The organism is Citrobacter sp. 172116965 (assembly GCF_013458095.1).
Classification (GTDB): domain Bacteria; phylum Pseudomonadota; class Gammaproteobacteria; order Enterobacterales; family Enterobacteriaceae; genus Citrobacter; species Citrobacter braakii.
On the sequence record NZ_CP046673.1, the window covers coordinates 4,497,610 to 4,520,398 of the forward strand.

The window sequence follows — 22,789 nt, forward strand, 5'->3', positions numbered from 1 at the left end:
TTTATACTTCCTATACCCCTGGATGGACGAACAAGCCATTAAGCAGTGGCATTGCCTGGTCCACCATGGCCGCCGAGGGAGAGGTTTCCACTACAGTGACACCGCCATTGAGACGGCCCTGATGCTAAAAGGCTTGTTCAAGTTGCCGCTGCGGGCGCTAGAAGGCTTCATTAACTCGTTGTTCCAACTGATGGCGGTGCCTTTGCAGTCGCCGGACTATAGCTGTATCAGCAAGCGCGCCAAGACCGTCGACATCAAGTACCGCCTCCCCAGCCAAGGCCCGGTGGCTCACTTGGTCATTGATGCCACCGGCCTCAAGGTCTATGGCGAAGGCGAATGGAAAATTCGCAAACACGGCAAGGAGAAGCGACGAGTGTGGCGCAAGCTCCACTTGGCGGTGGATGCCACAACCCATGCGGTCATCGCTGCCGAAGTCAGCCTGGAGACGGTGGCGGATAACGAGGTGTTACCGACGTTGCTCAACCCCTTACGACGCAAGATAAAACAGGTCAGCGCCGATGGTGCGTATGACACCAAGGCCTGTCATGCGCTACTGAAGAAAAAGGGGGCGAAAGCCACCATACCGCCGAGAAAAAATGCGGCACCGTGGGAGGAAGGCCATCCCCGCAACGAGGCGGTGACGGCGCTCAAGGCCGGTGAACTGAAGCAATGGAAGAAAGACTCCGGCTATCACCAGCGCTCGATAGCCGAGACCGCCATGTACCGGTTCAAGCAACTCATCGGGCCAACGCTGAGCCTGCGGAACTACAACGCCCAGGTGGGCGAAATCCTGGCTGGCGTGAAGGTGATGAACAAGCTGATAGGGCTTGGTATGCCTGTTCGCCAGCCAGTGAATTGAGTGGTATCAACGGGTTGGGGAACGGCCATCCAGCGACGGATTTGGTCAACAACGCCGATAACACCTCGAAATCGGAGTTTATATGGCTTCGTGGGGGAGTTATGTGTTTGAGCTTTGTCGCATTAACGCGAATCAGGGGTTGACGGCAGAAATGGACTGGAATTACACTTCTTAGAGTCGGCGTTGCCGGAAAATTCTGATTGGATTAGTTGTTCGGGGTGCGAAAACAGTCGTAGTTCGGGGGAAAAACCGAATTTTGACCCGAAACCGCAAAAAACCCGAAATGACAGTTCCTATCAAATACTTAACTTGTAGGTTCTTTCAAATGGATAAGAATGATGTTGTTAAGAAGATACTTGAATCAAAAAAGTACGAAAACCTTGATTCAGATATTGTTGAAAAGGTTGTTTCCATTTCTGAGAAGAAATATAAATTAAAGGAAGTTGAGAATTATTCTAAAAAGAAATTGCATCAAATATGGGGGTCTTACTATTCTGCCTATCCTAATTGGGATAAATTATTAAAAAAGTACAATCAGGGGCAGTTATCAATAGAAGATTTACTAAAGATTCATTCTTCGACGAATGAAAGAGTCGCAACATTAAATGACTTTTACACTTATGTATTTGGAAATATCAAACATGTCTCATCTATTTTAGATTTTGGTTGTGGCTTCAATCCATTAGCTTTATACCAATGGAATGAAAATGAAAAAATAATATATCATGCATACGATATTGATAGAGCTGAGATAGCTTTTTTGAGTAGCATTATTGGGAAGTTAAAGACGACGATAAAGTATAGGTTTTTGAATAAAGAGAGTGATGTCTACAAAGGTACTTATGATGTAGTATTCCTTTTAAAGATGCTTCCTGTGCTAAAACAGCAAGATGTAAATATCTTGGATTTCCTACAGCTTTTTCATACTCAAAACTTTGTAATATCTTTTCCAATAAAGTCTTTATCTGGAAAGGAGAAGGGAATGGAAGAGAATTACCAGCTATGGTTTGAATCTTTTACAAAAGGTTGGATAAAAATCCTTGATTCGAAGGTTATAGGGAATGAGTTAGTATATATTACTAGTGGATTTCAGAAATAACTCCGCCTCCAAGGCACTCATTTTCTTGGAAAAGTACTAAACTCTGTCCAACGGCTGGAGCCCATTGTGGTGCAGAAAATTCAAATATATATCCATTTTCATTCTGGGTTACTTTTACTGGTGTATCCTGACTTCTATAACGGATAGATGCTGTATAGTTATTATTAAGTAATGAAGTTTCGTTTATCAAGTGCAATTCTGAAACACTTACTATGTTTTTCCAAAGTTTTGGATTATCTTTTCCTTGGACAACATAGAGGATATTTTGAGGAAAAGATAGGTTTCAACTACAGTTTAGAAGGTTAAAAACAAATGCATGCATGGCTCAAAAGCAATCTAGGGAAGGTGCGAATAAGCGGGGAAATTCTTCTCGGCTGACTCAGTCATTTCATTTTTTCCTGTTTGAGCCGTTTTTTCTCCCGTAAATGCACTGTATACCGATATGGGCAGGGCGAAGCGCTAAAGTACAACAATCTTATTGTTAGCTATTGTCTTGGCGTTCCAGAAAATCTTTAAACTCAATAGTATAAAGCCGTAACAGCACCATGGTTAACGCAAAAATAATTGGCCCATAAATCAAACCAATTAAACCAAAGAGTTGCAAACCACCTGAGGTATCCCCAGAAATTCTGTAGTTAAAATAAAATGTTAGTTGATTGGGGAACATTCATGGCGGTTCCTGATCTGATCATTCGCCAAAACTCCCACACCGCGGATGCTCACCATGAATGTAAAAGCTATGCTCGCTGATTTCCTCACCTTTGTCACGCCAAAATCAATGCATAAAGCCCGATTTTCGGTTTTGCTAGATGCGGTAACCGCCCTGGCAAAGGATGCGTGTTGCACCGTTACTGCGATTGGCCGGGCGATGCCTGGCTCTTCAGATAAGGTCAGTATCAAACGGGCAGATCGTCTACTCAATAATCCTAACCTGCAACGAGAGCTGCCATTGATTTATGCTGCGCTGACGGCTTCTATTGTTGGCCATAAAACTAAGCCGATGATTTTGGTTGACTGGAGCAATGCCGATACTGCCAAGCGACACTTTATCCTGCGTGCCAGCATTGCCGCTGACGGTAGAGCGTTGACTCTGCTACAGAAGATTGCCGCCGCAGAAGATTATACCTGCCCACACCTACACGGGGCGTTTTTAAAGCAGCTTAAAGCCATGCTACCCAAGGACTGTAAGCCCGTAATTGTCACTGACGCGGGGTTTAAAGTTCCATGGCTGAAACAAGTGCGTAAGCTGGGATGGCATTATGTAGCTAGAGTTCGAGGCAATGTGAAGCTTAAATTGGCAGAGCAGGACAAGTTTATCAGTGTTAATCAGCTTTATCGGCAAGCGAAGAAGGATCCAAAAAGTGTAGGAAAAATCATGCTTGCCCAAACACAACACTATGAAACGCAGGCCGTCCTGGTTGGCAAAGGTTATAAGCTATTGAAACGCGATAAAAATAAGACGTATAAGGAACCATGGTTGTTGGTGTCATCCTTAGCTGACTGCCATGGGTATGCGGATAAAATTGCTAAGTGCTACAGTAGCCGAATGCAAATTGAAGAAAGCTTCCGTGATCAGAAAAGTCACCGCTATGGCCTGGGTAGCGATTTGCATGGTACCAAGAAGAAATCTCGCTTAGAGATACTGCTACTACTGGCCGCATTGGTTAATTGGTTTCATTACCTGCTAGGTAGCGCAGCGGAGAAAGCGGGTTTGCACCTGCGTTATCAAGCTAACACCGTTAAAAATAGGCGGGTATTGGCCCTGAATTTCCTTGGGATATTACTTTGCAAAGAACCCAAACAGCGAATACGCAGGCAATATTATCAGCAGGGACTTAAACAAATACTACAGTGGGTGGTTCAGTGGGACTGGGCAGTAATCAAACAGGCTGATAGCTGATTGTATGAATGGAAATTTTGTGGGGATCCCTCAGGTTGTCTAGACTTCTTTTAACAGTAAAGTTATCATAAAACTGAATTTTATTTTTTAGGTAAGTTTATGCATTCTATCCGCATTCGTTAAGACACAACTATTTGCATAGTGACACTATTTTATAATGGTGGGCTTTTGTTGTGTCTTTAAGAATATATGCGGATATATAAAGTAAAAGTATGCTTAATTTATAAGTATGCTTTTAGTGCATAGTTTCCAGTTATAACTTAATTGACTAGCTATTTGTCCACCCTGTGGATGAATAGCTTTTTTTTTGGGAGGACACTGTGATGCTAGCTTTTGTTTTCACCTAAATCCTGTTTGCTGCATAAAAAATTTCAAGAGCTAAACAGGAGTAAATAAAAATGAGTTTAATTATTAAAGCGAGAAACATACGCTTGGATTATGCTGGGCGTGATGTTTTGGATATTGATGAATTGGAAATTCACTCTTATGACCGTATTGGTCTTGTGGGTGATAACGGAGCAGGAAAGAGTAGTTTACTCAAAGTACTTAATGGCGAAATTGTTTTAGCCGAAGCGACATTACAGCGTTTTGGTGATTTTGCACATATCAGCCAACTGGGCGGAATCGAAATAGAAACGGTCGAAGACCGGGCAATGTTATCTCGCCTTGGTGTTTCCAATGTACAAAACGACACAATGAGTGGCGGAGAGGAAACTCGTGCAAAAATTGCTGCCGCATTTTCCCAACAAGTACATGGCATTCTAGCGGATGAACCAACCAGCCACCTTGATCTCAATGGAATAGATCTACTTATTGGTCAACTTAAAGCATTTGATGGAGCATTACTTGTTATCAGTCATGACCGATATTTTCTTGATATGGTTGTAGACAAGATATGGGAGTTAAAAGACGGTAAAATTACGGAATATTGGGGTGGTTACTCGGATTACTTGCGTCAAAAAGAAGAAGAGCGACAACACCAAGCCGTAGAATATGAGCTGATGATGAAGGAACGGGAGCGATTAGAATCTGCTGTGCAAGAAAAACGCCAGCAAGCTAATCGATTAGACAATAAGAAAAAAGGAGAAAAATCCAAAAACTCTACCGAAAGTGCTGGACGACTTGGGCATGCAAAAATGACTGGCACCAAGCAAAGAAAACTGTATCAGGCAGCTAAGAGTATGGAAAAGCGTTTGGCTGCATTAGAAGATATTCAAGCACCAGAGCATTTGCGTTCTATTCGTTTTCGTCAAAGTTCAGCCCTAGAACTGCACAATAAGTTCCCGATTACGGCAGATGGTCTGAGCTTAAAATTTGGTAGCCGTACTATCTTTGATGACGCTAACTTTATAATACCGCTTGGCGCTAAAGTCGCTATAACTGGATCGAATGGAACAGGGAAAACGTCCTTGTTAAAAATGATATCAGAACGTGCTGATGGATTAACCATATCTCCAAAAGCTGAAATTGGCTACTTTACACAAACAGGATATAAATTTAACACGCATAAATCTGTGCTCTCCTTTATGCAGGAAGAGTGCGAGTACACAGTTGCGGAAATTCGTGCAGTATTGGCTTCAATGGGGATCGGAGCGAATGATATTCAAAAAAACTTATCCGACTTATCGGGAGGTGAAATCATCAAACTGCTTTTATCCAAAATGCTTTTAGGAAAATATAATATTTTGCTTATGGATGAACCAGGAAACTATCTTGACCTAAAAAGTATTGCCGCATTAGAAACAATGATGAAGTCCTATGCAGGAACTATTATCTTCGTATCTCATGACAAGCAATTGGTCGATAATATTGCTGACATTATCTACGAGATCAAAGACCACAAAATCATCAAGACTTTTGAGAGAGATTGTTAATGATAGCCAATCTAATCCGAACATTAATTATTGAACTCTTTAAAGGAAATTAAAAATGACAATTCAAGATATTCAATCACTTGCTGAAGCACACGGCTTGTTGCTTACGGACAAAATGAATTTCAATGAAATGGGCATTGATTTTAAGGTCGTTTTTGCTCTTGATACAAAGGGGCAACAATGGTTGCTGCGTATTCCTCGTCGTGATGGCATGAGGGAACAAATCAAGAAAGAAAAACGCATTTTAGAATTGGTAAAAAAACATCTTTCTGTAGAGGTTCCTGATTGGAGAATTTCATCTACAGAATTAGTGGCTTATCCCATACTTAAAGATAATCCTGTTTTAAATTTGGATGCTGAAACCTATGAAATAATTTGGAATATGGACAAAGATAGCCCGAAATACATAACATCTTTGGCAAAAACCTTATTTGAAATCCATAGTATTCCTGAAAAAGAAGTTCGGGAAAATGATTTGAAAATTATGAAACCTTCAGATTTAAGACCTGAAATAGCAAACAATTTGCAGTTAGTAAAATCTGAAATTGGTATAAGTGAGCAATTGGAAACCCGCTACAGAAAATGGTTGGATAATGATGTTCTATGGGCAGATTTCACCCAATTTATACATGGCGATTTATATGCTGGGCATGTACTAGCTTCAAAGGATGGAGCTGTTTCAGGCGTTATTGATTGGTCAACAGCCCATATAGATGACCCAGCGATTGATTTTGCTGGGCATGTAACTTTGTTTGGAGAAGAAAGCCTCAAAACTCTAATCATCGAGTATGAAAAACTAGGGGGTAAAGTTTGGAATAAACTATATGAACAGACTTTAGAAAGAGCAGCGGCCTCTCCTTTGATGTATGGTTTATTTGCCTTAGAAACTCAAAATGAAAGCCTTATCGTTGGAGCAAAAGCTCAGTTGGGAGTTATATAATTTAAAAATATGATTGCTGAGAACTGCCTTGTTTTGAAACTTGGTTGGCTTTAATTAGTTTTTAGTATTCTTTATAGAAAATGCCTCGATCAAGGGGCATTTCTAACAATCATTTAACATAAAATTTCTTATACGAAATGCTTGATATTTCTCTTTAAATATCATTATATTAACGTAAGCCGTTCTGGAGTATAGGGCACCAGAACGGCTTTTTATTGATTATTCATGTTCCACGATCACTAATTGAGCGATGTTCCACGGTTTTATTCAGTTTTAATAAACATCATCCGGTTTTTTGAGGAGTCATTATTTCAAGTGCTTGCACTGAAATTGGCTCTTCAAAAAACTGGAGTCTTGGCTAACCATATGGAAGGAAAAAGCGGCTTAGGAAGCCTCTCTTCTTCTGTTCTGGTTCAACATGCTCCGGGATAGGAATACGCTTATTGTCTTGCTGAGGAGTAGTCAATTCGTCATAGTTCGTTGCTAGTTCCGACCGAGGATCCGTTGCTATATCCTGTTTAAAGCTCTGATCGGTAAAGGTAGTCATATTGGCTTTTGGTGCTTCTAGTAAGCGCTGCATAGCTTCAATCTGTTCTTGATAAAACGATTCACGTTCTAAAGATTGATTTTCTCTCTGTATTGCCTGATTTAATTGTTTTTCCAGTATGTCAACTTGACGTTTTAGTAAGTCAACTTCTGTCAAGTTTTGACTGTTAATTGATTGACTTTGATTGACTGTATCCTCTTTTTTTTGTGGTTCCCCAAAAACTCTTAGGGCCTCTGAAAAGTCAATTAATCCATCAGATCCTTTAGATAAATTTCCTTTGTTTATATGTGCATATATGGCTTGTCTTGAATATCCATAAAGCTTAGCTAACTCTGAAACTGACAGTTTTTTCATTATGTAAACCAGTTTTCAACTTGTGTTAATACCTGACTGTTAACTTAACAATTTCAATTAACAATGTCATTGAAATCCTAATTTTCTGAGTAAAGGAAGTAATTCCTTAAATTTCTCTGCATCTTGCAGCATGGCAGCTATACGTACAGCAAACTGCTGATAGCTTTCTGTGCCTTGTGAATATTTACTCATCTCAGGAAGCTCTGAGAGCTTGTTGGCGAATAGATGGCGTTGTTTATCTGTTATTTTTGAAAAGAGGTCTAATGTATTCGGATCTCTTTTAGATTCGACTGAATGCGTGGCTGATTTTTTCTGTTTAAAGCTAAATGAAAAACCAGTAATAGATCTACCTGTTTTATGCTGTTCAACTTTGACAATAATATCGGTATGTTCATTTACTTGTTTTAATGCAATGTCTAAAACATATTTTTTAAAATCATACATTCGTTTGTATTCAGTCTCGAGTACACCTATTTTTTGTCTAAAATCATACATAGTTATGAGAGGCGTTTTTCCAGTACTACGCCATGCAATCAATATTTCATATAAACGAACAGCATAAGCACTTGTTAAATTACTTATTTGTTGTATTTCATACTTTGTAAATTGTTCTTCTAACCTAGTAATTAAAGGCACAATAGCAGGGGCAAAAATAAGTCTAACGACAGCTTCATTATCAATATAAGCCACCTCGCTCACCCATCTTGATTTGTGATTAATAGTGTTACCTTTTTCACTAAGACTCTGATAACTGAATTGTCTTGCAAACAAGTCATCGCAAGCATCTTTTAACGCCTGATAAGCCGTATTTCGATGTACACGGCACTGTTGCAAATAGTCGGTGGTGATAAACTTATCATCCCCTTTTGCTGATGGAGCTGCACATGAACCCATTCAAAGGCCGGCATTTTCAGCGTGACATCATTCTGTGGGCCGTACGCTGGTACTGCAAATACGGCATCAGTTACCGTGAGCTGCAGGAGATGCTGGCTGAACGCGGAGTGAATGTCGATCACTCCACGATTTACCGCTGGGTTCAGCGTTATGCGCCTGAAATGGAAAAACGGCTGCGCTGGTACTGGCGTAACCCTTCCGATCTTTGCCCGTGGCACATGGATGAAACCTACGTGAAGGTCAATGGCCGCTGGCGTATCGTATCTGTACCGGGCCGTCGACAGCCGGGGCCGCACTGTCGATTTTTATCTCTCCTCCCGTCGTAACAGCAAAGCTGCATACCGGTTTCTGGGTAAAATCCTCAACAACGTGAAGAAGTGGCAGATCCCGCGATTCATCAACACGGATAAAGCGCCCGCCTATGGTCGCGCGCTTGCTCTGCTCAAACGCGAAGGCCGGTGCCCGTCTGACGTTGAACACCGACAGATTAAGTACCGGAACAACGTGATTGAATGCGATCATGGCAAACTGAAACGGATAATCAACGCCACGCTGGGATTTAAATCCATGAAGACGGCTTACGCCACCATCAAAGGTATTGAGGTGATGCGTGCACTACGCAAAGGCCAGGCCTCAGCATTTTATTATGGTGATCCCCTGGGCGAAATGCGCCTGGTAAGCAGAGTTTTTGAAATGTAAGGCCTTTGAATAAGACAAAAGGCTGCCTCATCGCTAACTTTGCAACAGTGCCCTTTTATATACCCGGAGCTGGATAAGCAACGAACGTCCTGGCCTGCTTTTCGATCTGGCGACAGGGTGGCTTATGCAACATCGTATTATTCTCCCCGGAGCCACTACGCTGACCCGGTTGATTTCAGAGGTAAGGGAAAAGGCGACGTTGCGCCTGTGGAACAAACTGGCACTGATACCGTCAGCCGAACAGCGTTCACAGCTGGAGATGCTGCTGGGGCCAACTGATTGCAGCCGCCTGTCTTTACTGGAATCACTGAAAAAGGGCCCTGTGACCATCAGTGGTCCGGCGTTTAATGAAGCAATTGAACGCTGGAAAACTCTGAACGATTTTGGCCTGCATGCTGACAACCTGAGTACACTCCCGGCTGTGCGCCTGAAAAATCTCGCACGTTATGCTGGTATGACTTCGGTGTTCAATATTGCCAGGATGTCACCGCAGAAAAGGATGGCGGTTCTGGTTGCCTTTGTCCTTGCATGGGAAACGCTGGCGTTGGATGATGCACTGGACGTTCTGGACGCCATGCTGGCCGTTATCATCCGTGACGCCAGAAAGATTGGGCAGAAAAAACGGCTCCGCTCGCTGAAGGATCTGGATAAATCTGCATTGGCGCTCGCCAGCGCATGTTCGTACCTGCTGAAAGAAGAAACACCGGACGAATCGATTCGTGCTGAGGTGTTCAGCTACATCCCCAGGCAAAAGCTGGCTGAAATCATCACGCTTGTCCGTGAAATTTCCCGGCCCTCAGACGATAATTTTCATGAAGAAATGGTGGAGCAGTACGGGCGCGTTCGTCGTTTCCTGCCCCATCTGCTGAATACCGTTAAATTTTCATCCGCACCTGCCGGGGTTACCACTCTGAATGCCTGTGACTACCTCAGCCGGGAGTTCAGCTCACGGCGGCAGTTTTTTGACGACGCACCAACGGAAATTATCAGTCGGTCATGGAAACGGCTGGTGATTAACAAGGAAAAACATATCACCCGCAGGGGATACACGCTCTGCTTTCTCAGTAAACTGCAGGATAGTCTGAGGCGGAGGGATGTCTACGTTACCGGCAGTAACCGGTGGGGAGATCCCCGAGCAAGATTACTACAGGGTGCTGACTGGCAGGCAAACCGGATTAAGGTTTATCGTTCTCTGGGACACCCGACAGACCCGCAGGAAGCAATAAAATCTCTGGGTCATCAGCTTGATAGTCGTTACAGACAGGTTGCTGCACGTCTTGGCGAAAATGAGGCTGTCGAACTCGATGTTTCTGGCCCGAAGCCCCGGTTGACAATTTCTCCCCTCGCCAGTCTTGATGAGCCGGACAGTCTGAAACGACTGAGCAAAATGATCAGTGATCTGCTCCCTCCGGTGGATTTAACAGAGTTGCTGCTCGAAATTAACGCCCATACCGGATTTGCTGATGAGTTTTTCCATGCTAGTGAAGCCAGTGCCAGAGTTGATGATCTGCCCGTCAGCATCAGCGCCGTGCTGATGGCTGAAGCCTGCAATATCGGTCTGGAACCACTGATCAGATCAAATGTTCCTGCACTGACCCGACACCGGCTGAACTGGACAAAAGCGAACTATCTGCGGGCTGAAACTATCACCAGCGCTAATGCCAGACTGGTTGATTTTCAGGCAACGCTGCCACTGGCACAGATATGGGGTGGCGGAGAAGTGGCATCTGCAGATGGAATGCGCTTTGTTACGCCAGTCAGAACAATCAATGCCGGACCGAACCGCAAATACTTTGGTAATAACAGAGGGATCACCTGGTACAACTTTGTGTCCGATCAGTATTCCGGCTTTCATGGCATCGTTATACCGGGGACGCTGAGGGACTCTATCTTTGTGCTGGAAGGCCTTCTGGAACAGGAGACCGGGCTGAATCCAACCGAAATTATGACCGATACAGCAGGTACCAGCGAACTTGTCTTTGGCCTTTTCTGGCTGCTGGGATACCAGTTTTCTCCACGCCTGGCTGATGCCGGTGCTTCGGTTTTCTGGCGAATGGGCCATGATGCCAACTATGGCGTGCTGAATGATATTGCCAGAGGGCAATCAGATCCCCGAAAAATAGTCCTTCAGTGGGACGAAATGATCCGGACCGCTGGCTCCCTGAAACTGGGCAAAGTACAGGCTTCAGTGCTGGTCCGTTCATTGCTGAAAAGTGAACGTCCTTCCGGACTGACTCAGGCAATCATTGAAGTGGGGCGCATCAACAAAACGCTGTATCTGCTTAATTATATTGATGATGAAGATTACCGCCGGCGCATTCTGACCCAGCTTAATCGGGGAGAAAGCCGCCATGCCGTTGCCAGAGCCATCTGTCACGGTCAAAAAGGTGAGATAAGAAAACGATATACCGACGGTCAGGAAGATCAACTGGGCACACTGGGGCTGGTCACTAACGCCGTCGTGTTATGGAACACTATTTATATGCAGGCAGCCCTGGATCATCTCCGGGCGCAGGGTGAAACACTGAATGATGAAGATATCGCACGCCTCTCCCCGCTTTGCCACGGACATATCAATATGCTCGGCCATTATTCCTTCACGCTGGCAGAACTGGTGACCAAAGGACATCTGAGACCATTAAAAGAGGCGTCAGAGGCAGAAAACGTTGCTTAACGTGAGTTTTCGTTCCACTGAGCGTCAGACCCCTTTTTCCCCGCGGGACGAGATAGCCACCAGGATGCAAATCAGCACCAGGCCATAGAACGGGCTGTCGGACAGTAACCCTTCAGTAACACCAAAAGTATGCAGGTAGGAGGCGCTATCGTTGGTGATGGCGGTGGAATAGACGAACATCCAGATAACCAGCATCACAAAATACAACGCACCTAACAGGATGCCCCAGTTCTTACCCAGATAGCCGCTGATCACGCTCGGGTAGTCTTTACACTCTGGGGACTCAGCCAGCGTATTAATAAACAGACGCTGGAACAGATACATGGCTGGGTAGCCGATGATAGAGGAGAGCAAAAACACCCACAGCCCCATCAAACCCACCTGGACGGGAAGAAAAACAATCCCCGCACCAATTGCCATACCGATACTCATAATGACCCAGCCGGTGTCCATGCTGTCGAATTTAATGGCTTCACGCCATTCACTTTCGGTCATTCCCGCCCGACGTGCCGGAGCAGATGCGTCGAGTATTACGCTGTTATTCGTTGCCGTTTCCATAATTTTCCGCTCAATGTGTAGGTAGAGGTTTTTATATTTTTTTCGTACTGCCTCAATGCGATACGCAGTACTACGGTGCAGGTGAGCTATTGGAGTAATGAGGAAATCATACGCGCAGGATCAGAGAAAAACTTCACAAACAAACCCCTGTAATTTCTAAAAGTTAAGAAATATTTTCTCTTTTATTTCCATATAAAGAATTGAATTTCTATATTTGAAGCAGATCACAACAAAAAAGGCGCACTAACATGTAATGCCAGTCAGTTAAGCATTATGGAGAACATGTGATTTCGGCTCAGGGTTCCGTTCACCTCAGTAGTATCACTTTTCTGAAGCGCTGATACCCGTGAACGTGCACGGTGCACTGACTTCCAGTTAACTCTGTTTTGCTGTTCAGATAAAAAACGCAGGTGGTCAGGTGTGGGCTGGTCCGGCTGAAAATTGCCGACGTGTTTCCGTAAGGCCGGGAGAACCCGCAGGGATGCGGGTTCAGGGCGCGTTTTGCAGGGACGCTACCTCGCGCCCGGCCCGGTAGCCTGGAGGAATAAACGGAGGGGACCGCGGAGCGGCAATTTTCCCGCCGGGAGCCGGGATTGTTAAGGGTACGGCGATAGCACCCTTAACACGTTCACAGGTCGTATTATCTCAGAGAAGTGATATCACTAAGGTGAACGTAGCAATACGCCGGAGGCAACAGATTCATTACCTCCGTATGTGCCACTTTCCATTATCGCTACGGCCATTCATCCTCGTTAACTGACAAGCATTACGCACTAACGTGCACCTTTTTTATCATGCCATATTGAATAATTTATTGCTGGATAGCGCTGCGCTGACCAGGCACGGCTTTACACCTCAGGTACAAACCACTTTAATTGCCAACCCACCGCGTGAGGTTTCACGGTATTTGTCGTTCATATCTTTGCCCGTTTCATACATGGTCTCGATCACTTTATCGAGCGAAACGCGTGGTTCTGACGTTCGACGTAGCGCCATGCGCGCGGCGTTGACGGCTTTTACTGCGTTGATCGCATTACGTTCAATGCACGGTATTTGCACCTGTCCGGCTACCGGATCGCAGGTCAGCCCCAGGTTATGCTCCATGGCGATTTCCGCTGCGATACAGACCTGCGAAGGGCTACCGCCCAGCAGTTCCGTCAGCCCGGCAGCCGCCATTGAACAGGCTACGCCAATCTCACCCTGGCAGCCCACCTCAGCACCAGAAATAGAGGCGTTCATCTTATACAACGCGCCTATCGCCCCCGCGGCCAGCAAATAGCGGGCAATGGAGTTCGCATTCACCGGACGGCGGAACTTGTCGTAATAGGCCAATACGGCGGGAATAATCCCACATGCACCGTTGGTCGGCGCCGTCACAACCCGGCACCCGGCGGCGTTTTCTTCGCTCACGGCCAGCGCGAACATGTTGATCCAGTCAATAACGTTCATCGGGTCGCTGGACAGATTATCGCTGGAAACCAGCAACCGGCGTAATGCCACGGCGCGACGCGGAACGTTAAGCGGCCCCGGCAGGACGCCTTCGGTGTTCATGCCGCGCTCAATCCCGGCGTGCATGACGTCCCAAATGGCGGCAAAGCCAGCATCGATTTCCTCTTTGCTGCGCATCGCCAGCTCGTTTTGCATCATCAAGCCGGAAACAGACAGCCCATTGCGCTCGCACAGTTTCAGCAGTTCGCTGGCGGAATGAAAATTGTAGGGCACGTGTGCTTCAACATCATGCACCTGCCCAAATTGCTCCTCTTCAATGATAAAACCACCGCCGACGGAGTAATAGGTTTTGCTTAATAGCCTCTCGGTGCCGTTCCACGCGGTGATACGCATGCCATTTTCATGGCGTGGCAGCGTTTCGGTATGAAAGAGAATATTTTCATCTGGAGAGAAATCGACAACATGCGTGCCCTCAGCAACCGGCAAACGTCCGGTACGGGCCACTTCCTGAGTAAAACCAGCGATTGAGTCTATATTAACGTTTTGCGGACTGTTACCGGCCAGCCCCATCATGATCGCGACATCTGTCGCATGACCTTTCCCGGTCAGGGAAAGCGATCCGTAAAGATCGACCACAATATGTGTGGTTCTGGGGAGTTCGCCGCTGCTGACCAACAGATCGATAAAGCTTTTACCTGCGTTCATTGGCCCCACGGTATGGGAGCTGGAAGGCCCAATGCCAATCTTGAAAATATCGAATGCGCTAATCATATCCACACCCTCGGATTGCCGTTCAGTGAAGACCAGGTTTCACACTCATTAAGGATTGGGGCGCTCCTGAGATCGCCCCGCAAGGGATTACAGCGTGTCGCCACGTACGGCGATGGCTTCAATCTCCAGCTTCACATCCTTTGGTAAGCGGGCGACCTGTACGCAACTGCGCGTGGGGTAGATAGCCTGATGCTCATCAAAGAACTGCTGGTACACCTGGTTAATGGTGGCGAAGTCGTTCAGGTCGGATACGAAAACGGTAGTCTTCACGATATCGCTCACTTTCAAACCTGCGGACTCGACGATCGCTTTCACGTTTTCCAGGCTTTGACGTGCCTGATCGGCCACGTTTTCTGCCACTTCACCGGTCTGTGGACACACCGGGATTTGACCTGACGTCAACACCATGCTGCCCAGGTCCACGCCCTGAACGTAAGGCCCAATCGCCCCTGGCGCACATTCGGTTGCAATAACTTTTCTCATAATCCCTCCGGCGTCAGAGCGCCTGGGTGAAAGTACGTGAAATAACATCCTGCTGCTGTTCACGGGTCAACGCGTTGAAGCGCACCGCATAGCCAGACACGCGGATCGTCAGGTTCGGATAGTTTTCCGGGTGCTCAATGGCATCCATCAACATTTCACGGTTCATAACGTTAACGTTCAGATGCTGCCCACCTTCCACATGCGCTTCGTGGTGGAAGTAACCATCCAGCAGACCAACCAGGTTGGTTTTACGCACCCCATCTTCTTTGCCCAGTGCAGCCGGCACAATGGAGAAGGTGTACGAGATACCGTCTTTGGCATAGGTAAACGGCAGTTTGGCCACTGAGGTTAACGACGCAACCGCGCCTTTACGATCGCGGCCGTGCATCGGGTTAGCCCCCGGCGCAAACGGCGTACCTGCGCGACGTCCGTCCGGTGTGTTACCGGTTTTCTGTCCGTACACCACGTTGGAGGTGATGGTCAGGATGGACTGCGTCGGCACCGCGTTACGGTAGGTTGGCAACACTTTAATTTTCTTCATGAAGCGTTCGACCAGGTCGCAGGCAATGCTGTCTACTCGCTCGTCGTTGTTGCCGTATTGCGGATAGTCGCCTTCGATTTCGAAATCGACAGCCAGACCGTTTTCATCACGAATCGGTTTCACGCGGGCGTATTTGATAGCCGACAGAGAATCCGCCGCCACGGACAGACCCGCCATACCACAAGCCATCGTGCGATAGACATCACGATCGTGCAGCGCCATCAACGAAGCTTCATAGCTGTACTTGTCGTGCATATAGTGGATGATGTTCAGCGCGCTGATGTACTGCACAGCCAACCAGTCCATAAAGTGGTCCAGGCTCTCCATCACCGTATCGTAATCCAGCACGTCATCCATCAGCGGTGCCGTTTTCGGCCCAACCTGAATTTTCAGCTTCTCATCCACGCCGCCGTTGATTGCGTACAGCAACGTTTTGGCGAGGTTGGCACGCGCACCGAAGAACTGCATTTGTTTGCCGATAACCATCGGGCTTACGCAGCAGGCAATGGCATAGTCATCGCTGTCAAAGTCGGCACGCATCAAATCGTCGTTTTCATACTGCAAAGACGAGGTGATGATAGACACCTGGGCGGCGTACTTTTTGAAGGCAATCGGCAGTGCTTCAGACCACAGCACCGTCAGGTTCGGCTCAGGCGCCGGTCCCATGGTGTGCAGCGTATGCAGGTAGCGGAACGAGTTTTTCGTCACCAGCGTGCGACCATCCAGCCCCATGCCGCCGATAACTTCAGTCGCCCAGATAGGGTCGCCTGAGAACAGGGTGTCGAATTCCGGCGTGCGCAGGAAGCGCACCATACGGATCTTCATAATGAAGTGGTCGATCAGCTCCTGCGCCTGCTGCTCGTTTAAAATTCCCGCTTTGAAATCGCGCTCAATGTAGATGTCGAGGAACGATGCGGTACGGCCCAGCGACATTGCGCCGCCGTTCTGAGATTTCACCGCAGCCAGGTAAGCAAAGTAAACCCACTGCACCGCTTCCTGCGCATTACGCGCCGGGCGGGAGATATCGCAGCCGTACTTCGCTGCCATTTCCTGCATCTGCAGCAGGGCGCGACGGTGCTCAGACAGTTCTTCGCGCAGGCGAATCGTGGCTTCAAGATTCTGGCCCCACTCCAGGTTCGACTGGAGATCGGCAAACTGCAGTTCACGCTCGCGTACCAGGTAGCGGATACCGTACAGCGCGACTCGGCGATAGTCGCCGATGATACGACCACGGCCATAGCCGTCCGGCAGACCGGTCAGCACGCCGGATTTACGGCAGCGCAGCATATCCGGAGAGTAGGCGTCGAATACGCCCTGGTTATGGGTTTTACGCAGTTCAGTAAACTGGTATTCAAAATCAGCATCCATCTCACGACCATAAGCATCAAAAGAGCTTTTGATCATGTTGATGCCGCCAAACGGATGCAGAGCGCGCTTGAGCGGCTTATCCGTTTGCAGACCAACGATTTTTTCCAGTTCTTGTTCAATATAACCCGCATCATGTGCGGTTATCGTGGTGGCAATATTGGTATCGAAATCAACCGGCGCGTGCGTCGAGTTTTCAATACGGATGCCCGCCATGACTTTTTCCCACAATGCAGTGGTCGCTGGCGTTGCTTCGGCGAGGAAAGATTCATCCCCTTCATAAGGCGTATAGTTGTGCTGAATAAAATCACGGACATTAATTTCTTCTTTCCAGTCCGTACCTTTAAAGCCATTCCAGGCTTCGGCATACAGCATATCGCTGGTATCGATATTTACCTTCATGAAAAATAATCTCTCTGCTGAAAATTAATTATGCAAATTCTACTGGTATATTAATTTTGCCTAACGCAATGGCATCACGCGCAATCATTTTCTCTTCATTTGTGGGAATAACCGCACAAATAACACGAGCATCTTTATTAGAGATAATTCTTTCGCCATGGGAATTTGGCAGGCTATTCATCTCGCTGTCGATATTCACCCCTAAAACGGCGAGATGTTCAATAACCAGACGACGAATTAATACCGAGTTCTCACCTATTCCACCGGTGAAAATAATCCCATCAAGACGATGCAGCGAAGCGGCATGTCCGGCGATATGGCGCGCGATACGATGCACAAACGTTTTAATCGCCAACTGCGCACGCTCATGTCCCTCGTGCCAGGCTTTTTCTAACGTACGTAAGTCAGAGGACAAACCGGAAATACCCAGTAAACCGGACTCTTTATTCACAACGCGCTCAAGGTCGCTCAGCGTCTGGTTGGTTTCGCTGGCAATCCACGCCATGGCGCCGAAATCGACGTCACCGCTGCGTGTGCCCATCATCAGTCCTTCCAACGGCGTCATGCCCATTGAGGTATCAACGCTCTGCCCGTTACGCACCGCGCAGATTGACGCGCCGTTCCCCAGGTGAGCCACAACCAGACCGGAGTCATCACTCTGCAGCTCAAGAAGCTCATGCGCTCGCTGAGATACATAGCGGTGCGACGTGCCGTGGAAGCCATAACGACGAACGCCTAACTCCTCAAAATATTTCCACGGTAGACCGTAAAGATAGGCCTCAGGGGCCATCGTCTGGTGGAAGCTGGTGTCAAATACCGCAACCTGCTGCACGCCTGGGAAAAGGTGCTGTGCGGATTCAATCCCACTGAGGTTCGCATAATTATGTAACGGTGCTAAAGGCGATACCCGGCGAATATTATCGATAACGTCGTCAGTAATAATTGCTGATTCGGTAAAGATATTTCCACCGTGGGCAATGCGGTGGCCAATTAAGGCCACGCTGTCCATTAAATTACGTTTTTCCAGTTCAACGGCGATTGCTTTTAATGCGTCTTCGTAGCTGTGGTGAGCCAGCTTAGCTGGCTCTCCTCCATTAATTGCTATGAACGCATTTTCAGAGTTAATACCGTCCGCGATTCCCGCCATTAAAACTTCACAGTTCGCTGCATCCAGCACTGAGAATTTAATGGAAGACGAACCACAGTTAATAACCAGTACTACCGGAAACTCATTCATTTCACTACTCCGCTCATCCTGAGCTTAAGGATTAAAACAGTTTGTAGACAATGTTCAGGATAGTCAGCAGACCAATCACGGTAACAAACACGTTATCCAGACGGCCACGGTATTTCGCCAGTGACGGTGCTTTACGGATGGCATACATCGGCAGCAGGCAGAGCAGAGAGGCAATAATCGGCGCGCCCATTGCTTCAATCAGGTCCAGGATGTTCGGGTTGGCGTAAGCCACAACCCAGGTGGAGCCCATGATGAAGATCATGCTGATGGTATTAAGTTTGCCAGCGGAAACCTTAGTTTTATCGCCTTTGTAACCAAACTTCAGCACCAGACCGTTCAGACCTTCCAGCGTGCCCAGGTAGTGGCCGAAGAAAGATTTGAAGATAGCAACCAGTGCGATGATTGAAGCGCCGTACTCCAGAACGGTCGCGAAGGTGGACTTCGAACCGGACAGTGAAGCGAAGTGGTTCGCTAGGTAAGACAGTACTGGAATGTTCTGCGCTTTCGCATCCGCCATGTTTGCCGGAGAGAGCGTGAACAGGCAGCTAAAGGCAAAGAACATCACCACGGCAACCATCAGCATACTGGCGCGGGAGATGATTTTTGAACATTTCTGCTCGGTAAATTCGCGACCGTAATCTTTCTCATACTCTTCACGTTTAGAGACCACGAAGGAAGAAACGATTGGTGAAAAGTTGAAAGAGAACACCATGATGGAAATACCCAGCCACACGGTAACCAGGATGCCGTCATGGCCAGTCAGAGCGATATTGCTGAGATCAACCTGATCGATAACCGCAGAGTTCCAGTAAGGAATCAGAGACAGAGAGATCAGCACCAGGCTGGCAATAAACGGCCATACCAGGTAGCTCATCACTTTAACCATCAGATCCTTACCAAACCAGATAACGAATGCCATCAGCAGCAGCAGGAACAGTGCCACGAAGCCACGGTTTAACGCTGGCATCTGCAACTGGTTTTCCCAAAAGGTCATAAAGGTGTTGGTAATGGTGACGCCATAAATCCACAGCAGCGGACAAATCGCAAAGAAGTAGAGGAACGTGATAACCACGCCGCCCGTTTTACCAAAGTGCTCTTCAACCGTTTCTGTGATATTACCGGAAGGGTTAGAACCGGAAAGACACAGGCGTGCCAGCGCACGGTGGCAATAGAAGGCGATGGGGTATGCTAACACCAGCATTATCAGAATGGGGATCAGTCCGCCAAAACCTGCGCGGATAGGGAAGAACAGCACCCCGGCGCCGATGGCTGTACCAAATAAACCCAGTGTCCAGGTGGTGTCCGATTTGCGCCAGGACGACTGTTTTGTCTGGCTGGATACAATGCTATCAGTAGTACTCATATCCTATCCTCAACGAAGTATATTAAGCGTCAACTAAACCAGTAATTTGAGATACACGAGAAAGGTCGATATTACCGCCAGAAATAATGCTGACTGTTTTTCTGTTCTGGATATAGCTATCTAATTTCCCGCTTAATAATGCTGCGCAAGCCAGCGCGCCGGCACCTTCAGTCACAACTTTATTTCGCTGAATTAATGCCACCATGCTGTTGCGAATTTCATCTTCGCTGACCAGGACAATGTCATCCACCAACTCACGAACAATTTCATACGTTAAAGTACCCGGGCGGGAAACGTCACAACCATCCGCCAGGGTGCCGGTCGTTCGGTGCGTGGTTATTTCTCCAGCGTGGAAAGAAGCCGCCATGCCATGAACATTTTCAGACTGTACGCCAATAATTTTAATAGTCGGGTTAATAGATTTAATTGCCACCGCAATACCAGCAATCAGTCCGCCACCGCCAATTGGCACAATCACGTTATCGACATCGTACAGATCTTCCAGAATTTCCAGACCAATAGTGCCCTGACCAGCAATCACTTTCGGGTCATCATATGGCGGAATAAAGATACGGCCTTCAGTTTCCACAATCTCGCTAACCTTAGCGATGGTGTCGTTGAAGTTGTCGCCGTGCAGCACAACCTCTGCGGAATAATCGCAGGTTGCAGCAACTTTAGACTTCGGCGCGCCTTTCGGCATGACCACTTTGCCGTCGATTCCGAGCATGGCGCAGGAGAGAGAAACCCCTTGCGCATGGTTACCTGCAGAGCAAGCCACCACGCCCTTACATCTTTCAGCTTCGGTTAATGAACTGAGCTTGTTAAACGCACCACGGATTTTAAATGAACCGGTACGCTGCATATTTTCAAACTTGAGGAAAATTTCCCCTTTGCAACGTTCACTAAAATAGTTAGAGCGAGGCATTCCCGTTTTATAAATTTTCCCCGCCAGTCTTTTTTTCGCTTCGAGGATATCTTCAATTGCAACTGGGAGATCGTATGTAATGTGCATTAGAACCTCTTACTAGGGTATTAAAGTAAATAGATAGCCGTGACCATTGTCAGATATAGACAGATGGCGTTGATTTCGTGTTAAAACAAATTCAATCTTTAATCAATTTCAATTAATTGCCTTCGTCTCCGACAATTATATGATGAATACTCTTTGGCTAATTCCACCAAAATAGATGCTGCTTTTTTAATTCGATAATTTTTCGACCATACGGCGGCATAACGCGCGACGGGTAAGGTTTCTTCTACCGGGATAGTAATAAACTGGTTTGAGCCAAATGGTGTGGTCATATCGCAGGGAATTACTGTTAAGAAATCAGCATTGAGAACAAGATTATAAATCGTAACGACGGAGTCTGTTTTAACGATGTTTTCACTGCTGATGCCATTATTTTGTAACGTGGTTAGAAGTTCACTGTAGTACCCCATATTCGTTTGTGGCAACACCCACTGTTCGTTTTTCAACGCGCTCAGCGAGGTGATGCCGGTGCATGTTCGGGACTTGCTGGCAACCAGGATGAAGTCTGACTCAAAGAGCGGTTCAACATGCAGATCGTGCAGTTTCATCTCATCACTCAGCGTACCGATCGCGAAATCCAGACGCCCGTCACGAATCGCAGGTAAGAACGAGGAGAGCTGAGCTTCATACATGGAAACCTGCGCTTTCGGGAACACTTCTTTGAATTTTTTAATCATGCCGGACATGATGGTGAAGGCAATCAGTGAAGGAAAGCCAAACGACACATCAACGACCGCATTGCTCGTCATGCTGTTCATCTCATCAACCATGTTCTTCATTTCACGGGTAATAGATTCAGACCATGAGAGCATAACCTGACCTGCCTGAGTTAAAGTCACACCAGTATTTTTGCGTACGACTAACTCAATACCGAAATAAGCTTCTACATCATTAATGATTTTGCTGACAGCCGGTTGAGTTAAACCTAATTCTTTTGCAGCTGAGCCGATAGAACCACTTCTAATGACTTCCTGAAAGACCACTAAGTGCTGTGTTTTAGGGAGTGTAATAGTATTCATATCGACCTGCGCTAATTACTTTGTTGACGGCAGGAAGTGTACCAAATTAAGCGAACGAGGATATGTGCTACCACTCACAAATCCCCTTGACTTACATTTTGTAAGACTATTATTTAAATTGAAATCACTTAATAATCATATAGATATGAAATATCGATCTCACTTTATCCTGACTTTAATCAAAAAAAGATGGGGGGATAACGATTTTTTATGGCTATAACAACACCATTTTCCCTGCTATTTCTTAAAACCACGAAAGGCTATATTTCAATCAATTACAGAGTAATTACCAGGCAAAACAGCGCTTAAATTTAATAAGCAACTTATCAAATATAATTATATTTTATCGTTTATAGTGGTCAAATAACGTTATGCATCACGTTTTTTAGCCTTATTTGTTTGTAAAGAAACATTGCATTTATTAATATTTAAACCAAAACATACAAATAATCATCACATGCAACATTGCATTAACAGTAGTTTTGTACAATTTATCAGCCAGTAATTTTGTGATGGCGATCGATTGCGTTCGATTATTCTCGATAAAAACGTATCGCGCAGCGTTTTGTGCTATTCATCACAAAAAAGGAAATATCCCGCAAGACATTCCCTTAGATAAAAGAAGTTCAGCGCGTAAATAAAGGTCAAATAACGATGAGATGAATGGGAAATAAAGGCCTGATTCGTGGTGAACCAACTACAACACGACAGGAAAAACGTCTGCCGGATGG

General features: G+C 46.3%; 15 protein-coding genes and 4 pseudogenes. 7 read left to right on the forward strand and 12 right to left on the reverse strand.

The annotated features are described in order from the left end of the window. Window positions 1-19: 19 nt before the first annotated feature. Window positions 20-859 (forward strand): annotated as a pseudogene (locus GPJ68_RS21855) (IS5 family transposase); the annotation flags it as partial. 325 nt (window positions 860-1,184) lie between these two features. Beyond that, complete coding sequence (gene armA / locus GPJ68_RS21860; protein WP_000359986.1) at window positions 1,185-1,958, forward strand: 16S rRNA (guanine(1405)-N(7))-methyltransferase ArmA; 774 nt, start codon at window positions 1,185-1,187, stop codon at window positions 1,956-1,958. On the opposite strand, the gene GPJ68_RS25425 is transcribed toward armA, so the two are convergent. Both GPJ68_RS25425 and GPJ68_RS21870 read right to left on the reverse strand, forming a co-directional pair. Then, complete coding sequence (locus tag GPJ68_RS25425) at window positions 1,939-2,154, reverse strand: aminomethyltransferase beta-barrel domain-containing protein (RefSeq protein ID WP_071547994.1); 216 nt, start codon at window positions 2,152-2,154, stop codon at window positions 1,939-1,941. The genes armA and GPJ68_RS25425 overlap by 20 nt on opposite strands. Before the next feature lie 285 nt (window positions 2,155-2,439). Continuing rightward, window positions 2,440-2,625 carry a hypothetical protein gene (locus GPJ68_RS21870; protein WP_002026779.1) on the reverse strand — a complete coding sequence of 62 codons (186 nt, stop codon included), beginning with the start codon at window positions 2,623-2,625 and terminating at the stop codon, window positions 2,440-2,442. Window positions 2,626-2,673: 48 nt separating this feature from the next. Here GPJ68_RS21870 and GPJ68_RS21875 point away from each other — a divergent pair, with 48 nt between their 5' ends. The 3 genes from GPJ68_RS21875 to GPJ68_RS21885 all read left to right on the forward strand — a co-directional run bounded on the left by GPJ68_RS21875 (window position 2,674) and on the right by GPJ68_RS21885 (window position 6,672). Next, window positions 2,674-3,858: an IS4-like element ISEc29 family transposase gene (locus GPJ68_RS21875; RefSeq protein WP_002001451.1), complete on the forward strand. Its 1,185-nt coding sequence runs from the start codon at window positions 2,674-2,676 to the stop codon at window positions 3,856-3,858. A gap of 398 nt (window positions 3,859-4,256) precedes the next feature. Next, entirely contained in the window at window positions 4,257-5,732 is a 1,476-nt protein-coding gene (gene msr(E) / locus GPJ68_RS21880) for an ABC-F type ribosomal protection protein Msr(E) (RefSeq protein WP_000052512.1), read from the forward strand. Window positions 5,733-5,787: 55 nt separating this feature from the next. Further along, window positions 5,788-6,672, forward strand: a complete 885-nt coding sequence (locus GPJ68_RS21885; RefSeq protein ID WP_000155092.1) for an Mph(E) family macrolide 2'-phosphotransferase — start codon at window positions 5,788-5,790, stop codon at window positions 6,670-6,672. A gap of 358 nt (window positions 6,673-7,030) precedes the next feature. Here the strand turns inward: GPJ68_RS21885 and GPJ68_RS21890 are convergent, their stop codons facing one another. Both GPJ68_RS21890 and repM read right to left on the reverse strand, forming a co-directional pair. Then, window positions 7,031-7,573 carry a plasmid replication DNA-binding protein gene (locus GPJ68_RS21890; RefSeq protein ID WP_004896925.1) on the reverse strand — a complete coding sequence of 181 codons (543 nt, stop codon included), beginning with the start codon at window positions 7,571-7,573 and terminating at the stop codon, window positions 7,031-7,033. Window positions 7,574-7,639: 66 nt separating this feature from the next. Next, entirely contained in the window at window positions 7,640-8,467 is an 828-nt protein-coding gene (gene repM, locus GPJ68_RS21895) for a replication initiation protein RepM (protein ID WP_000534216.1), read from the reverse strand. On the opposite strand from repM, the pseudogene GPJ68_RS21900 reads away from it, so the two are divergent. Both GPJ68_RS21900 and GPJ68_RS21905 read left to right on the forward strand, forming a co-directional pair. Continuing rightward, window positions 8,458-9,166, forward strand: a pseudogene (locus tag GPJ68_RS21900) (IS6-like element IS26 family transposase). The gene repM and the pseudogene GPJ68_RS21900 sit on opposite strands and share 10 nt — an antisense overlap. Before the next feature lie 52 nt (window positions 9,167-9,218). Then, a pseudogene (locus GPJ68_RS21905) lies at window positions 9,219-11,807 on the forward strand (Tn3-like element Tn3 family transposase); the annotation flags it as partial. 66 nt (window positions 11,808-11,873) lie between these two features. On the opposite strand, the pseudogene GPJ68_RS21910 reads toward GPJ68_RS21905, so the two are convergent. From GPJ68_RS21910 to tdcA, 8 genes and pseudogenes are all read right to left on the reverse strand, one after another. Beyond that, window positions 11,874-12,398, reverse strand: a pseudogene (locus GPJ68_RS21910) (hypothetical protein); the annotation flags it as partial. A gap of 855 nt (window positions 12,399-13,253) precedes the next feature. Next, window positions 13,254-14,618, reverse strand: a complete 1,365-nt coding sequence (tdcG, locus tag GPJ68_RS21915) for an L-serine ammonia-lyase (protein WP_019077758.1) — start codon at window positions 14,616-14,618, stop codon at window positions 13,254-13,256. An 87-nt stretch (window positions 14,619-14,705) separates the two neighbouring features. Beyond that, a complete protein-coding gene (locus GPJ68_RS21920) occupies window positions 14,706-15,101 on the reverse strand; it encodes an enamine/imine deaminase (protein ID WP_016157544.1) in 396 nt (131 codons plus the stop codon). Between the two features lie 13 nt (window positions 15,102-15,114). Next, a complete protein-coding gene (pflB, locus tag GPJ68_RS21925) occupies window positions 15,115-17,409 on the reverse strand; it encodes a formate C-acetyltransferase (RefSeq protein WP_016154631.1) in 2,295 nt (764 codons plus the stop codon). 28 nt (window positions 17,410-17,437) lie between these two features. Then, the gene (gene tdcD / locus GPJ68_RS21930; RefSeq protein ID WP_016154632.1) at window positions 17,438-18,646 is read right to left on the reverse strand and encodes a propionate kinase; all 1,209 of its coding nucleotides are present in this window, start codon (window positions 18,644-18,646) and stop codon (window positions 17,438-17,440) included. A gap of 31 nt (window positions 18,647-18,677) precedes the next feature. Next, a complete protein-coding gene (tdcC, locus tag GPJ68_RS21935; protein WP_016154633.1) occupies window positions 18,678-20,009 on the reverse strand; it encodes a threonine/serine transporter TdcC in 1,332 nt (443 codons plus the stop codon). A gap of 22 nt (window positions 20,010-20,031) precedes the next feature. Continuing rightward, window positions 20,032-21,021 (reverse strand): bifunctional threonine ammonia-lyase/L-serine ammonia-lyase TdcB, encoded by a 990-nt coding sequence (gene tdcB, locus GPJ68_RS21940; protein WP_003828594.1) that lies wholly within the window; start codon window positions 21,019-21,021, stop codon window positions 20,032-20,034. 98 nt (window positions 21,022-21,119) lie between these two features. Next, entirely contained in the window at window positions 21,120-22,058 is a 939-nt protein-coding gene (tdcA, locus tag GPJ68_RS21945) for a transcriptional regulator TdcA (RefSeq protein WP_003828596.1), read from the reverse strand. Between the last annotated feature and the right edge of the window lie 731 nt (window positions 22,059-22,789).

What these genes read in the sequence shown, in the direction of transcription:
- repM (WP_000534216.1), bottom strand. Translation starts at nt 8,467, where the DNA reads ATGGGTTCATGTGCAGCTCCATCAGCAAAAGGGGATGATAAGTTTATC.
- tdcD (WP_016154632.1), bottom strand. Translation starts at nt 18,646, where the DNA reads ATGAATGAGTTTCCGGTAGTACTGGTTATTAACTGTGGTTCGTCTTCC.
- armA (WP_000359986.1), top strand. Translation starts at nt 1,185, where the DNA reads ATGGATAAGAATGATGTTGTTAAGAAGATACTTGAATCAAAAAAGTAC.
- GPJ68_RS21885 (WP_000155092.1), top strand. Translation starts at nt 5,788, where the DNA reads ATGACAATTCAAGATATTCAATCACTTGCTGAAGCACACGGCTTGTTG.
- tdcA (WP_003828596.1), bottom strand. Translation starts at nt 22,058, where the DNA reads ATGAATACTATTACACTCCCTAAAACACAGCACTTAGTGGTCTTTCAG.
- GPJ68_RS21870 (WP_002026779.1), bottom strand. Translation starts at nt 2,625, where the DNA reads ATGTTCCCCAATCAACTAACATTTTATTTTAACTACAGAATTTCTGGG.
- tdcC (WP_016154633.1), bottom strand. Translation starts at nt 20,009, where the DNA reads ATGAGTACTACTGATAGCATTGTATCCAGCCAGACAAAACAGTCGTCC.
- GPJ68_RS21875 (WP_002001451.1), top strand. Translation starts at nt 2,674, where the DNA reads ATGCTCACCATGAATGTAAAAGCTATGCTCGCTGATTTCCTCACCTTT.
- tdcG (WP_019077758.1), bottom strand. Translation starts at nt 14,618, where the DNA reads ATGATTAGCGCATTCGATATTTTCAAGATTGGCATTGGGCCTTCCAGC.
- pflB (WP_016154631.1), bottom strand. Translation starts at nt 17,409, where the DNA reads ATGAAGGTAAATATCGATACCAGCGATATGCTGTATGCCGAAGCCTGG.
- tdcB (WP_003828594.1), bottom strand. Translation starts at nt 21,021, where the DNA reads ATGCACATTACATACGATCTCCCAGTTGCAATTGAAGATATCCTCGAA.
- GPJ68_RS21920 (WP_016157544.1), bottom strand. Translation starts at nt 15,101, where the DNA reads ATGAGAAAAGTTATTGCAACCGAATGTGCGCCAGGGGCGATTGGGCCT.
- GPJ68_RS21890 (WP_004896925.1), bottom strand. Translation starts at nt 7,573, where the DNA reads ATGAAAAAACTGTCAGTTTCAGAGTTAGCTAAGCTTTATGGATATTCA.